The sequence below is a fragment of the Kibdelosporangium philippinense genome (assembly GCF_021390435.2).
Taxonomy (GTDB): domain Bacteria; phylum Actinomycetota; class Actinomycetes; order Mycobacteriales; family Pseudonocardiaceae; genus Kibdelosporangium; species Kibdelosporangium philippinense.
In genome coordinates this window covers 2,170,868-2,184,814 of the sequence record NZ_JAJVCN010000001.1, presented here as the reverse complement: position 1 = coordinate 2,184,814, position 13,947 = coordinate 2,170,868, and the positions used below count along the sequence as shown (strand labels likewise).

The 13,947-nt window shown below is 67.1% G+C and carries 8 protein-coding genes; all 8 read right to left on the bottom strand.

From position 1 onward, the window contains the following. Nucleotides 1-6: 6 nt before the first annotated feature. Nucleotides 7-1,233, bottom strand: coding sequence for a glycosyltransferase (locus LWC34_RS09950; RefSeq protein WP_233724707.1), 1,227 nt, complete (start codon nucleotides 1,231-1,233; stop codon nucleotides 7-9). Further along, nucleotides 1,233-2,417, bottom strand: coding sequence for a glycosyltransferase (locus tag LWC34_RS09945; RefSeq protein WP_233724706.1), 1,185 nt, complete (start codon nucleotides 2,415-2,417; stop codon nucleotides 1,233-1,235). Before LWC34_RS09945 ends, LWC34_RS09950 begins: the two co-directional genes overlap by 1 nt. Nucleotides 2,418-2,484: 67 nt before the next feature. Then, nucleotides 2,485-3,960 (bottom strand): tryptophan halogenase family protein, encoded by a 1,476-nt coding sequence (locus LWC34_RS09940; RefSeq protein WP_233724705.1) that lies wholly within the window; start codon nucleotides 3,958-3,960, stop codon nucleotides 2,485-2,487. A 46-nt stretch (nucleotides 3,961-4,006) separates the two neighbouring features. Next, a complete protein-coding gene (locus LWC34_RS09935) occupies nucleotides 4,007-5,227 on the bottom strand; it encodes a cytochrome P450 (protein WP_233724704.1) in 1,221 nt (406 codons plus the stop codon). 118 nt (nucleotides 5,228-5,345) lie between these two features. Further along, a complete protein-coding gene (locus LWC34_RS09930) occupies nucleotides 5,346-6,542 on the bottom strand; it encodes a cytochrome P450 (RefSeq protein ID WP_233724703.1) in 1,197 nt (398 codons plus the stop codon). Nucleotides 6,543-6,880: 338 nt separating this feature from the next. Continuing rightward, nucleotides 6,881-8,026 (bottom strand): cytochrome P450, encoded by a 1,146-nt coding sequence (locus tag LWC34_RS09925; protein ID WP_233726398.1) that lies wholly within the window; start codon nucleotides 8,024-8,026, stop codon nucleotides 6,881-6,883. 138 nt (nucleotides 8,027-8,164) lie between these two features. Further along, a complete protein-coding gene (locus tag LWC34_RS09920; RefSeq protein WP_233724702.1) occupies nucleotides 8,165-8,374 on the bottom strand; it encodes an MbtH family protein in 210 nt (69 codons plus the stop codon). Further along, a complete protein-coding gene (locus tag LWC34_RS09915; RefSeq protein WP_233724701.1) occupies nucleotides 8,371-13,941 on the bottom strand; it encodes a non-ribosomal peptide synthetase in 5,571 nt (1,856 codons plus the stop codon). Before LWC34_RS09915 ends, LWC34_RS09920 begins: the two co-directional genes overlap by 4 nt. Between the last annotated feature and the right edge of the window lie 6 nt (nucleotides 13,942-13,947).

Here is a 13,947-nt window from a genome sequence, read left to right as displayed (position 1 = left end):
CCCCGTTCACGCAGAAACAGCGGGCTTGTGCCGGTTGACCGCGTCCAGCAGCAGTTGCGCGGCCACAGTCGCCCCATCGGTACGAACGGTGCCTGTCAAGGCCGTTGCGCGGGCTCGGGTTTCCGGGGCCAAGGCCGTGGTGAGCGCGGTGGACAGAGAGTCGAAGGTCGGGATCGGACCGTCGTGTGCCGCACCGATGCCGAGCTCGGCCACCCGGCCGGCGTAGTACGGCTGGTCCGCTATCTGAGGCACCAGAACCTGAGGGGCGCCAGCGCGAGCGGCCGTGGTCGTCGTGCCCGCGCCGCCGTGGTGAACGACGGCGGCCACCCGGCTGAACAGCGCCTGGTGGTTCACCTCGTCAACGGCGAAGCAGTCGTCCTGCTCGTCGATCAAAGCCAGATCAGCCCAGCCGCGACCGAGGATCACTCTGCGGCCCTGGGCACGGATGGTCTCGATGGCCACCTTCGCGGCGTGAGCGTCTGCCCGCATACTGCCGAAACCGACGTACACCGGCGGCGGACCAGCCTCCAGAAACGCTTCCAGCGAAACGGAAAGAGGCCGCGAGTCGGGCAGGATCCAAGCACCGGTCTGCACGGCGTCGAGGTCCGTTGGCTGCAGTGGGGCCAGTACCGGATCGGCCGCCAGCCAAGGCCGACTGGTATAGCAGTAACCGAAGATGTCCTCGACCGGTGGCAGACCGATCGCCGCCCGCTGGCTGTTGAGCGTGTCCCCGTACCGCCTGTAGGCGCTCTGGTTGTTGCGGTCCCACAGCGCCCGGATGTCGGTCCCGGCCGGTGCGGGCGGCTCGCCGATGGGCGGCGGCGGCGCGTAGTACGGCGACGGCATGAAGATCGGGCAGTAGAAGGCGTAGAAGTACGGAATGCCCAGCTTGTCGGCCACCGACCGGACGCCGACCGCCGCGGGCAACAGACCGGTCGTCACCACCGCGTCGCACCCTTCGGCAGCCGCCGGGACGTGGTCGAACTGCATGGTGATCGCCTCGGTCAGGAACCGGGCCATCTCCTCGCGTGACGGGGGCTTGCCCCCGTCTGCCTTCGGGCGTGCGGGCTGCCCCACCGGCACGTGCGGCACACCAACCTCGGCGAGCCGGGAAGCGGAGTCCGGCGGCGCGCACATCCGCACCTCCGCGCCGAGTTCCCGCAACCGAACCGCCAGTGCCAGAAGCGGTTCGACGTCTCCGCGGCTGCCGGACGTCGACAACAACACACGCATCAGGTTTTCCCCCGTTGTGCAGAAACGGCCGGTTTTTCCCGGCTGACCGCTTCGAACAGCAGTTGCGCGGCCACGGTTGCCCCGTCGGTACGGATCTCGCCGGCCACGGCCGCCGCCCTGGCGCGGGTCTCCGGAGCCAAGGCCGTGGTGAGCGCGGCTGACAAGGAGTCGAAAGTCGGGGTCGGACCGTCGAGTCCCACACCGACGCCCAGTTCGTCCACCCGGTCGGCGTAGTACACCTGGGGAATGATGTGGCGTACCACGATCTGGGGGACGCCTGCCCGCGTGGCCACGTGCGTCGTGCCCGCACCGTCGTGGTGGATGGTGGCGGCAACCCGGCCGAACAGCACCTGCAGGTTGACCTCGTCGACGGCAAAGCAGTCGTTCCGGTCGTCGATCAGGTCCAGATCGGCCCAGCCCCGGGAGAGAATGACCCGGCGGCCATGGGCGCGGGCCGCCTCAATGGCGACCCGCGCGGCGTCAACGGCTTTGAGCGAGCTGCCGAAACCCACGTACACCGGTGGTGGACCTGCCGCCAGAAACGCCTCCAGTTCAACGGAAAGCGGCCGTTCGTCGGGCAGGATCCACGCGCCGGTCTGCACCGCGTCATACCCTGGCAGCAGCGGGGCCAGGATCGGATCCGCCGCCAGCCAGGGCTGATCGGTGTAGGCGTAGTCGAAGAGGTTCGCCACCGGCGGCAGGCCGATCGCGGCACGCTGACCGTTGACCGCGCCACCGGCCAGCCGGTCGGCGCCCTCGTTGTACTGGTCCCGCTGCGCCTGACTGTGCGCCGTCGGCAGATGGTCCGGACAGAGAACGGTGTAGAAATAGGGGACGCCCAGCTTCTCGGCCACCGACCGCGCCGCGACGGCGGTGGGCAGCAGGCCGGTCGCCAGCACCACATCACAGCCCTCCGCGGCCTCCGGGAGGTTGTCGAACTGCTCGGCGATCACCTCGGCCGCGACTTCGGGCGCGCCAGGCGGCAGAACTCCCGGCGGGCGTGCGCCTGCGCGCACTGGCCGGCCGATCGGCACCAGCGGCACACCGAACTCGGCGCACCGCTCGACGTAGTCCGGCGGTGCGCACATCTGCACCTCCGCACCGAGTGCCCGCACCCGAACCGCCAGTGCCACAAGCGGTTCGACGTCCCCGCGTGATCCGCACCCCGAGATCAACACACGCATTTCGCATCCCCTGTTCCACGAACTCGATCCCGCACCGCGGGCACGCACCTGAGTCAGTAAGGACGCGTCAGGCCGGGTGGTACGGCAGCCACTTCATGCCGTCCGGTGAGGTCACCAGACCACCGGGGAACAGCGGCAGCTCCGGTTCGGCGTCCTCGCCGAGCAGGGCCTTCATCTGGACCTGGCCCGCTTCCTGCATCGCCTGCTTGACCACTGTGGACTTGAACATCGGCACCATGTTGTCGCCGTCGCCACTGGCCATTTCGTCGACGGCCGCAGCGAATTCGGCGCTGCGCTTGGCGATCCGGTCGGCGGCCGTCAGCGCGGTCTCACCGGAGGACACGCCACCGATCAGCTCGACGAACGACTCGATGTCGGTGCTCTGGTTCTGGGTGACCTTCTTGGCCTGCCAGAAGTACGACTCCTCGTTGACGTTCATCTGGTAGAAGGACACGAGGAACTCGTAGAACACGCCGTACTCACGGCGGTAGCGCGCCTCGAACTCGTTCAACGCGGTCTTCTCGTCAAGGTCGCCCGCGAGGATGCTGTTGATCGACCGGGCCGCGAGCAGCGCGCTGTAGGTCGCCAGGTGCACACCGGAGGAGAACACCGGGTCGACGAAGCAGGCGGCGTCGCCGACCAGGATCATGCCCGGCCGCCAGTAGCTTTCCTGCTGGTACGAGTAGTCCTTGCGGATTCGCAGCTCGCCGTACTTGCCGGTGGTCACCCGGGTCGCGTTCTCGAGGTACTCGGAGATCAGCGGGCATTCGGCGATCAGGGCGTTGAGGGCCTTCTCGCGGTCACCCTGGATCTTGTCGGCGTCCTCGCGACGCACCACCGCGCCGACGCTGGTCAGCGTGTCGCTCAGCGGGATGTACCAGAACCAGCCGCTGTCGAAGGCGACGCTGAGGATGTTGCCGGAAACCGGTGCGGGCAGCCGCTTGCCGCCCTCGAAGTAGCCGAACAGGGCCAGGCTGCGGAAGAACTCCGAGTAGTTCCGCTTGCCACCGACTTTGGAGTACAGGCGGCTCTTGTTGCCCGACGCGTCGATCACGAAACGCGCCGACACCTCACGCTCATTGCCGTCGGCGTCGGTGTACTTCAGACCCGTGACGCGCTCGCCGTCTTCCACGACGTCGGTCGCGGAGCAGCCCTCGCGTACGACGACGCCCTTGCTCTTGGCGTTGTTCAACAGGATCTCGTCGAACCGCGCGCGCTCCACCTGGTAGGCGTGTGACGTCGCGCCGGACATCCGGGCGGAGATTCCAAAGTGGAACGTCCACGGCTCCGGGCGCGCGCCCCAGCGGAACGTGCCGCCCCGCTTGATCGGGAACCCCGCGTTGGCCAGCTCGTCGGTGATGCCGAGCATCCGGCACACGCCGTGCACGGTGGCGGGCAGCAACGACTCACCGATCTGGTATCGCGGGAAAACCTCTTTCTCCACAAGCAAAACCCGGTGCCCCTGCATGGCCACCAACGTGGCAATGGTCGAACCACTGGGCCCGCCACCAGCAACCACCACATCGAAGTCTTCGACCGACATCTCCCACCGTTCCTCTATCGAGTGTCCAATTGCTGGTTTTCACCCGCTACCAGGTGACTGGGACCTGATCGGGGCAGTCAATGAACGCGCTGCGGTACTTCACTTCCCCGATGGGCACGGCCAGCCGCAGCCCGGGGAATCGCTCCCACAGAGTCTGATACGCCATCCGCAGCATTGAGCGGGCCAGCGCGGCGCCAACGCAGTAATGAATGCCGTGCCCGAATCCGACGTCCGACACTGCGGGACGATTCGCGTCGAGAACGTTGGGATTCGGCGTCAGCGCTTCATCCCGGTTGGCCATCAGCACCGAGCACAGGACGTAGTCCCCCGCCCGGATCAGCTGTCCGTCAATCTCCACGTCCTTGATGGCAAGGCGTGGATTCGGTCCCTGTACCGGGGACAGATAACGCACGAGCTCGTTGACAACGCGATCGGCCTTGTCCTGGCCGTCGAAAAGCAACCGGATCTGGTCAGGATTCTCCAGCAGGGCAAGAACTCCGAAGCCGATCATGCCTGCGACAGTCTCGACACCGCCGAGGATCAGGGCCGTGCACAGGCCTTTGAGTTCTTCGTCGCTGATGTTGTCGCCGTGCTCTGCGACGATCGAGCCAAGCAGTCCGTCGTCAGGATCCTTGCGCTGCTTGGCAATCAGGTTGTCCAGGTACCGGTTGAATGCCGCGCTGTCGGCCGCCCGTGCCTTGAGCCCGCGGCTCAGATCGGCGTTGCGCCGGATCCGGCGGACGAACTCGGTCCGGTCATCGCGCGGGATGCCAAGCAGCTCACACAATGCCAGAGCGCCGACCGGGTCGGCGAACAACCCTTGGAGGTCCGCGGGCGGGCCCTCGGCCTCCAGCATGTCAAGGCGATCGTTGATCAGGCCTTGGATCGCGGGCTCCATTCGGCGGATCCGGCGGACGGTGAACTCCGGCGTCAGCATCTTGCGCAGGCGAGTGTGCTCGGGCGGATCGTAGGTCGAGATCTGGCCGACGAACTGAGCCTCGACGTGTGCCGCGGATTTCTCCTGCGTGAATTGCGGGCGGGTCGTGAAATTCTCGTAATCGCCCAAAATCCTGCGCACGACTTCGTAGCCGGACGCTTGCCAGACATAGTCCCTGCCCAGTTGGGCGGACGCGTCGCCGACCAGCTTGAACAGCGGGCCGTTCGCGAGGAGATCGAAGTTGTCCTTGTGCGGGTCGCAGTTCGTCCTCAGCAGATAGTTCGCCGGCTCCGGCACGAGGTGCGCGACCTCATCGATACCGTGACTCATACCGAGCGGAAGCTCCTTCACTGACCGGAATGCGTTTCGACCCCAACACGCTGATGCCCCAGTCTCATCGGTAGTCCGGCAGCAGGTCCAGCGCCATGCGTGGACAACGATTCTCCAGTCACCACGCGACTATCAGTTCGGTCAATCCATACGCGGGAGTGGTCAGGCGGAACTTGTCCTCCTGCGCGGGATCCGCGAGCCGCAGCGTGGGAAAACGCCGCCACAGCGCGGTAAAGACTGTGCGCAGTTCGAGCCGGGCCAAGGCCGCACCGAGGCAATGGTGAATACCGTGTCCGAACGCGACATGCGGCACGGGATCACGTGAGACATCAAGGCGATCCGGATCCGGCACCAGTTCGGGATCACGATTGGCCGCCGGGAGCGAGCAGATGACGCTCTCCCCAGTCTTGATCACTTGGTCGCCCACAGTGACGTCCTGCATCGCGATCCGGGGTGTTGGTGCATAAGGGACAGTCAGGTACCGAAGCAGTTCGTCGACCGCGCGTTGCGCCGCCTGATCGTCACCCTGGAACGCGGCGACCTGCTCGGGATGCCTCAGCAGGGCCAGCACGCCGAGCCCGATCATGCCGGAGATGTTGTCGTCACCCGCCAACATCACCTGAACGCAGAAGCCTCGCAGCTCGTCATCCGTCGCGTCGTCGCCGTACTCGGCAACGACCGCGCCAATCAGCCCGTCGCCAGGGTCCTTGCGTTCCCTTGCGATCATCGCCAGCAGGTAGCGCGAGAACGCCTCCCCTGCCGCCGCCCGTCTCTTCTGGCTTCGCGAGGCGTCGAGATGCCCGTGGCACAGCTGCATGAACATGGCCCGGTCGTCGCGTGGCACGCCGATCAGCTCGCACAGCACGGCGCCAGGCACCTTGTCAGCGACGAACTCGACCAGATCCGCGGGCGATCCCTCCTGCTCCATCTCATCGAGACGCTCGTTCACGATCTGCTCGATGTACGGCTGCAGCCGCTGCATCTTGCGCAGCGTGAAGCCAGAGGTCAGCTTCTGCCGTAGGCGTGTGTGCTCGGGCTGGTCGTAGTCCATCAGGTTGCCGACCAGTTCACGCGGCCGGAAGGTGCCCGTCCCGCCGATCTCGTCCTTGTCGTCCCAGCGCCGCCGCGTGCTGAAACTCTTGTGGTCGCCCATGATCTGCCGGACGGCGGCGTGCGATGTGGCCATCCAGCTGGTCTCGGCGTCCGCTCCGGTTCCGACGGTGACCTTGGTCAGCGCTCCGGCCGACATCAGTTCCTTCGCCGGATCCAAGCCCTGCCTGCGAATGTGCAGCGGGCGCGGGTCATCGTCAGTCACCGGGAAAGCTCCTCTGCCGGGCCAGATGCCGTGAAGGCCACCTTCGCGGCGTTCAACGCGCCAAATGTTCCCCTCGCAACGACCCACACCCCTTCATGGGCCATCGGAAAGATGGATTGCCGGGCCAACGATTCGGGGCAAGTGATTCGCACCGATTTTCTCCTCTAGGGCGTGTTTCGAATGTCCCGGTCGATGAGAGGCAGGATCGGGGTGGTTCCTGGCGACGCCGCGGTGACGCCGCGAATACTGGTTGTCTTTGGGCGTTGCCGCGGTGGCGTCAGGGGCCGCATCCGGCCTGGCTATCGCGATCGGGCATTTGAAACACGCCCTAGATCCGGCTACCAGTCGAGCAACAAGGCTTCGACGTCGAACGGCGGCGGGCCGAGTTTGATCTCACGGTCCGGTTCGGCCAGTCGCAGCGTGGGAAAGCGGTGTGCCAGAGCGGGAATCGCCGCCCGGAACACCATCTCGGCCAACGGGCGGCCAAGACAGTGATGGATGCCGTGCCCGAACGCCACATGCGCCGCCCGTTGCCTGGTGATGTCGAAGGCATCCTCGGGGTTTGGGAAGTTCGCGCGGTTCGCGGCAAGGAAAGAGGGTGTGACGGTGTCGCCCGCCTTGATCGGGCAACCGCCGATTTCCACGTCCTGCATCGCGATCCGTGGCGTGGTCTTCTCGTCGCTGGTCAGGTACCGGACCATCTCGTCAAGCCAATCCGGGACGGTTTCCGGCTTGTCCCGCAACACAGCGAACTGCTCGGGCTGCTCGACCATCAGCCACGCGCCCGCCGCGAGGAAACGAGCCACCTGATCCCCGCCCGCACCCATGACGAACGAGGCCACGCCGATCAGCTCCGCGTCAGTGATCTCGTCGCCGTGTTCACGCACTACGACACCGAACATGTCGTCGCCGGGGTCGCGGCGTGTGCGAGCGACGATCTGGCTCATGTAGGTCCAGAACTTGTTTCCCGCGGCCACCCGCCGCTTGCCTGACTTTTCGGCCCGGCTGGCGTGCAGTGCACGCGACAGCTCCGCCTGGTCATCCCGTGGAATGCCAAGGAAGTCACACGTCACCGTGGTAGCGATGGGCCAGCCGAACCGTGGCACGAAGTCGACGGGGCCGCCGCCTGCCTCGATGGCGTCCAGCGTGGCCTCGACGATCTTCTCGACCTGTGGCCGGAAGCCTTGGATCCGCCGGATCGCGAACGGCGGCGTCACCAGCCGGCGCAGCCGCGTGTGCTCCGGCGGGTCGTACTGGGTGAGGAACCCGGGGAAGGTGAATCCGGCGTCGGTCCCGCCGAAGATCAGCTTGGCGCTGAACTTGTCCGAGCCGAGCACTTGCCGGATCTCGTCGTATCCGGTCGCGAGCCACGCGGTCCGGGCTTCGGGAGCGTCCTCGACGCCGAGCACGGTCATCCCGCCTTTGGCCATCAAGGCGCGCAGCGGTGGCGCCGGGTCGAATCCGTCCCGGTGGTGGATCGCCATGCCCAGTTCGACGTTGATCTCCTCGAACGAACCACGGACAACGTCGTTCTCCTCGATCACCGCACAGGTCCTTTCCCGGAAAACCGGTTGGACGAGCCTCGAGCTCGTCCAACCGTCCGTATTGAGCGGCTGGACAGGTCAGGCGCCGAGCGCCTGGATCAGGCTCTTCGGCCGCAGATCCGTCCAGTTCTGCTCGACATACGCGAGGCACTCCTGCCTGCTTGCTTCACCGTGCACGCGGGTCCAGCCGGCAGGCACCTCGGCGAAGGTCGGCCAGAGCGAGTGCTGGCCCTCGTCGTTGACCAGCACGAAGAAGGTGCCGTCCTCGTTGTCGAACGGGTTGGTCATCGTTGTGTCCTTTCCGACTCCGGCCGCGACCGGAGTTTCTCGGCGACGATGGCACCAATCTGGGCCAACGCGGCGGGTTGCACCATGTCGTAGTGGTTGGACGCGATCTCGTGCGACTCGATGGCCCCGGTGGTGTAGTCCGTCCAGCTGGCCTTGGCCACCGGGACGGGCAGGTGTTCCGGACGGTCCACTGTGGCCACGAAGAGCAGGATGTCGCCGGTGAAGGGCGAGGCGGTGTGCCGTGGCCCGACCTCCCAGAGGTTTCGCATGACGGCCTCAAGGCGTGCCCTGGCGGCTGCGCCCTTGACCAGTTGGCCCGCGAGGTCGAGGTCCTGCTGGTTGCGTTTCTCCATGGCAGCCTCGTCACGCTCGGCTTGCTCACTCGCGGTGCCGGTCGCATTGCGTCCCATGTAGACGGGATAGGCGTCGAGCAGGGTCAGCAAGCCTACCTGCTCCCCTTGTGCCTCAAGCAATCTCGCGATGGCCTGCGCGACACGTCCGCCGAGCGACCAGCCGAGCAGGTAGTACGGCCCAGTCGGCTGCACGGCCTGGATCTGCTCGAGGTAGTCGGCCGCCATCTCCTCGACGCTGCCGGGCAGCGGCTCGGTGCGGGCCAAACCACGCGCCTGCACGCCGTACACCGGCTGATTCACCGGAAGATGCCGGAGCAGTGGCTCGTAGTTCCAGCTCAGGCCACCGCTCGCGTGCACGCAGAACAGCGGCGGGCGGTCGCCATCGACCCGCAACGGCAGCAAGATCTCGAAGTCGCCCGTCTTCACCGAGGCGCTTGACCGCCGCCGCTCACCCACGACAACCAGGGTCTTGGCCGAGGTCTTACGGACGAGCAAACCCGTGCGCAGCATCTGGTGTCCCGGAGTCCCGAACGGCATCGGCACGGTCGGGCCAGCGTCTCCCGCGTCCACTGCCGGACCGGTGACGTACAGATCGCCGACGGCACCGGGAGCGACCGGGCGCAGCTGGTCGTCGAGCACGAGCGCGCCGACCGGGCCCAGGTCGGCGACCGCCGCGGGCACGTGACCGGACCACCGCGCGGGTGCGATCGGTGGACGGTTGCGTTCGGTGTCGTCCAGGAAGATGTCCACCTCGCTGATCCGTCGCTGAGGATCTTCAGCGACCTGTTCAAGGACGCGGATCAGCCGACGGGCCACCGATTCGGCGGTGTCCTCGTCGAAAAGGTCGGCGGCATACCGAAGCGTGCCTTCGATGCCGTCCTCGTTGTCATCGTCGTCGCGGCGCTCGTCGAGACTGAACGCGAGGTCCAGCTCAGTGGCCTCAGGCCCGACGGGGTGGGCTTCGGTGCGCAGGGCGGGCAGTTCGGTCGCGTCCCACGAGCTGAGGTCCTCTTCCCGAACCTCGAGTCCCACCTGGAACACCGGGTGGCGGGACAGCGAGGCAGGCAGGTCCAGCAGCTCGGCGAGGCGCTCGAACGGCACGTCCAGGTTCTCCTGCGCGGCCTGCAGCGCCTCCTGCACCCGGGTGACGACCTCAAGGAAGGTCGGGTCGCCCGAGACGTCCGTGCGCAACGCGACCGGACGGGCGAACGGCCCGATCATGGGTTCGAGGTCGATCAGGTCCTCGTCGCGAGGCAGGGCCGTGCCGATCACCAGGTCGTGGCCAGCGCCGTATTTGCTCAGCAGCATGGCGAGCGCGGCGTGCACCACCTGGAACGGGTCCGCGCCAGCCTCTTCAACGGCGGCCATCAGCTGGGCATGCGGGCCAGCCTCCAGCCGCAGTTCGACCGAGCCAGCCCGCCGCGACGGGATCGCCGGGCGCGGACGGTCGAACGGCAGCACGGTCTCCCCGTCGATACCGGCCAAGTTGTCGCGCCAGAAGACAATCTGCTCGTTGATCAGGCTGTCGAGTTCACGCTCGCCCGCGAGCAGTCGCTGCTCCCAGATCGCGTAGTCGGCGAACTGCAGCGCCAGCGGCGCACGCTCAGGGACCCGGCCCTCGCGCCGAGCGCCGTACGCGGCCGCCAGGTCACGGAAGAACACGTCCATCGAGTCGTCGTCAGCCAGGATCCGGTGCACCTGCAGGTGCACAACGTGTTCCTTTTCCGAGAGCTGGAAAAGGTCGCAGCGCCACGGTATTTCCTTGGTCAGATCGAAGATCCGGCGCTGAGCGAGCAACCCGGGAAGGTTCTCTTCTGTCGCAGGGACCGGCGTCAACTCGACCACGGCGGCGTCGTGGATGTGCTGGTACACGGTCTGCGCGTCGCCAGGGAAGGTCGTACGGAAGATTTCGTGCCGTGCCGCGACATCGCCGAGCGCCGCCGCCAGCGCGGGCACGTCCAGCTTGCCGCGCAGGCGCAGCGCGACCGAGATGTGTTGGCCGGCAGTGTCTTCGCCCGGACGCGCCAGCAGCCAGGCGCGCAATTGCCGTGCGGTGAGCGGAATCCGGTCTGGCCGCGCGGCGGCTTCGAGCGCGGGACGTGACTTCGCGGCGAGCACTCGCGCGACACCCGCGGGAGTCGGAGACGAGAACAGCTGCCGGATCGGCATATCCACGCCGAGTTCCTCACGGATCCGCGCGATGAGCCGCATGGCCAGCGCCGAACTGCCGCCGAGGTCATGGAAGGCGTCATCGACACCAACCTGCTCGACACCAAGGATCTCGGAGAAGAGCGCGCACAGCACCTTCTCGGCCTCGCTCTCCGGCGCGTTCTCCGACGCGCGTCCGGCGAGATCCGGAGCGGGCAGTGCCCGGCGATCCACCTTGCCGTTGGGCGTGACAGGCAGGCCAGGCAGGGCGACAACAGCCACAGGAACCATGTACGCGGGCAGGACAAGGCCCATCTGCCGCCGGATCTCCTCCGGTCCCGCGTCAGTGCCGTCCGAGACGAAGTAGCCGACCAGGCGCTTCTCCCCCGGCTGGTCCTCCCGTGCCAGGACAACTGCCTCGACAACACCCTGCTGGGCCGCCAGGACGCCCTCGACCTCGCCGAGTTCGACCCGGTAGCCGCGGATCTTCACCTGCTCGTCGGTACGCCCGAGGAACACCACTTCGCCGTCACGGGTCCAGCGCGCCAGGTCGCCGGTGCGGTACATCCGTTCCCCGGCAACGAACGGGCTCGCCACGAACCGCTCGGCCGTCACGCCGGGGCTGTCGAGGTACCCGCGGGCCAGGCCCGTACCGGCGATGTACAGCTCGCCCGCGACACCCGGCGCGACGGGACGCAGGAACGCGTCGAGGATGTAGATCTGCCGGTTGGTCATCGGATGGCCGATCGGCAGCTCCCGATCAACCACATCACCAGGCTCGATCGGCAGCCACGTCGCGCACAGAGTGGTCTCGGTCGGCCCGTAGGTGTTGCGGACCCGAAGGCCGGGCTGGGCCCGCCGCAGGTTCTCCACGGACTGCGCGGGAACCACGTCGCCACCAGTCCCGATCTCGATCAGACCTTCGAAACATTCGGGGGACGTTTCCGCGAGGGCACGGAAGGTACCGGCCGTGAGGTGCACGAAAGTCGCGCCGCGTTGCACGGCCTGGCGTACCCCGGCCGCGTCCAGCACGCCCGGCTCGGTGAGCAGGACCCGGGCACCCGAGACGAGCGGCACCCACATCGCATAGAGCGACGGGTCGAAGACGTGCGTCGCGTGCATCAGCACACCGTCATCCGGACCGATCTGCCAGCCCGCGTCGCCAGCCAAACCAGCCACAGCCCCATGCGGGATGGCCACGCCCTTCGGCAGGCCGGTGGACCCGGAGGTGTACATGACGTACGCCAGATCGCCCGCGTACAGCTGGATTTCCGGAGCAGCACAGCCATCGATGGCCGCGCGCGTTTCCGGGGCGTCGAGGACGATCGAGTTCTCGGCCACTCCAGAGGTGTCCTGAGTGGACAGGACGATCGAGACCTTGGAGTCGTTGAGAATGAAGGCGATTCGCTCGGCCGGGTACTCGACGTCGACCGGAACGTAGGCGGCGCCCGCTTTCCAGATCGCCAGGAACGCGATCAGCAAGTCCGGCGACCGTTCCATGGCCACACCGACACGGTCCCCACGGCCGACGCCACGACCAGCGAGGTAACCGGCCAGCCGGTTCGACGCCTGGTCGACCTCGGCGTAGGTCAGGTTCGCGCCGCTGGCATCGGTGATCGCCACCGCGTCGGGTGCCTCGGCGACGCGGCGGGCGAACAGCTCGATCACCGAGTCCCCGGGTACCGGGCCCGCGGTCGCGTTGAACTCGTCAACCACCAAGGCACGCTCGGCCTCGCTGACCAGCGTCAGACGGCCAATGAGGACATCGGGCTCGGCAACCAGCCGCTCCAGCACACGAGCCAAGGCACCGACGACCGACTGCGCGGCCGCCGGGTCGAACAGGCCGCGGTCGTAGTCGAGGATCAGCGGCATCTGCTCGCCGGGACCGGTGATCAGTGTGAACGGGTAGTGCGAGGAGTTACGCCCGCGCTTCACCGGGATCAGCGAAAGGCCGCCGTCCGGGGCCTTGCCGAGTCCTTTGCGCGGGAAGTTCTCGTAGATGACGAGCGTGTCGAAAACCGCGCCCGGTCCCACAACTGCCTGCACGTCCTGCAAGCCGAGATGCTGATGGGCCATGAGTGCGGACTGGTCACGCTGCAGCTGCGCGAACAGTTCGACCGCCCGACGCCCGCCATCGAGCCGGACACGGACCGGCAGCGTGGTGAGCAGCTGCCCGACCATCGCCTCGACACCGGGCAGGTCAGCTGGCCGACCCGACGCCGTCGCGCCGAAAACCACGTCGTTACGACCGGCCAGCTGTGACAGCACAACGGCCCACGCGCCCTGCACGACCGTGTTCAAAGTGAGGTCGTGGCTGCGCGCCAACTTGTACAGATCGTCCGTCAACTGCGCGGACAGCTCGATCACCGTGGTGTCGATGTCCGGCACGCGGGTCGGATCCGCCGGGGCGACCGTGGTCGGCGTGTCCAGCCCGGCGAGCTCCTTGCGCCAAGCCGCGATGGCAACGTCCTTGTCCTGCTGGCCAAGCCACGCCAGATAGTCCCGATAGGACACCGTGGGCGGAAGCCCGGACGCGTCACCGCCTGCCGCGTAGATGGCCGCGAGCTCGCGGTGGATGATCGGCATCGACCAGCCGTCGACCAGCACGTGGTGCAGCGTGTGCACGAGCCGGTGACGCTCCGGGCCAAGCCGGACCAGGTGCAGCTTCATCAGCGGCGCCACCTCGATACGCAGCCGCTCGGCCACTTCCTGCGCCGCGAGCCGGTCCACCTCGTCGTCGGCGATGTCCTCCGGGAGGCCGGAAAGATCCGTCTCGTTCCACGGAATCTCGGCGCCGCGTGCGATGACCTGGACCATCTGCGCGCCGCTGACGTAACGGAAACAGGCCCGCAGCGCGGCATGCCGGTCCACGAGAGCCTGCCACGAGGCCCTCAGGCGATCAGCGTCCAGCGGGCCGTCGATGCCGTAGACGGTCTGCACGGTGTAGGTGTCCGGGCCGTCGTCGTCGAGGGCCGTGTGGTAGAGCATTCCTTGCTGTAGCGGGGAAAGCGGCCAGACGTCTTCCACACTGGAGCGCGGCTTCGCGCGAGTGTCGTCAACGGTCACGATCTG

What these genes read in the sequence shown, in the direction of transcription:
- LWC34_RS09920 (WP_233724702.1), bottom strand. Translation starts at nt 8,374, where the DNA reads ATGACCAACCCGTTCGACAACGAGGACGGCACCTTCTTCGTGCTGGTC.
- LWC34_RS09945 (WP_233724706.1), bottom strand. Translation starts at nt 2,417, where the DNA reads ATGCGTGTGTTGATCTCGGGGTGCGGATCACGCGGGGACGTCGAACCG.
- LWC34_RS09950 (WP_233724707.1), bottom strand. Translation starts at nt 1,233, where the DNA reads ATGCGTGTGTTGTTGTCGACGTCCGGCAGCCGCGGAGACGTCGAACCG.
- LWC34_RS09935 (WP_233724704.1), bottom strand. Translation starts at nt 5,227, where the DNA reads ATGAGTCACGGTATCGATGAGGTCGCGCACCTCGTGCCGGAGCCGGCG.
- LWC34_RS09940 (WP_233724705.1), bottom strand. Translation starts at nt 3,960, where the DNA reads ATGTCGGTCGAAGACTTCGATGTGGTGGTTGCTGGTGGCGGGCCCAGT.
- LWC34_RS09925 (WP_233726398.1), bottom strand. Translation starts at nt 8,026, where the DNA reads ATGGCGATCCACCACCGGGACGGATTCGACCCGGCGCCACCGCTGCGC.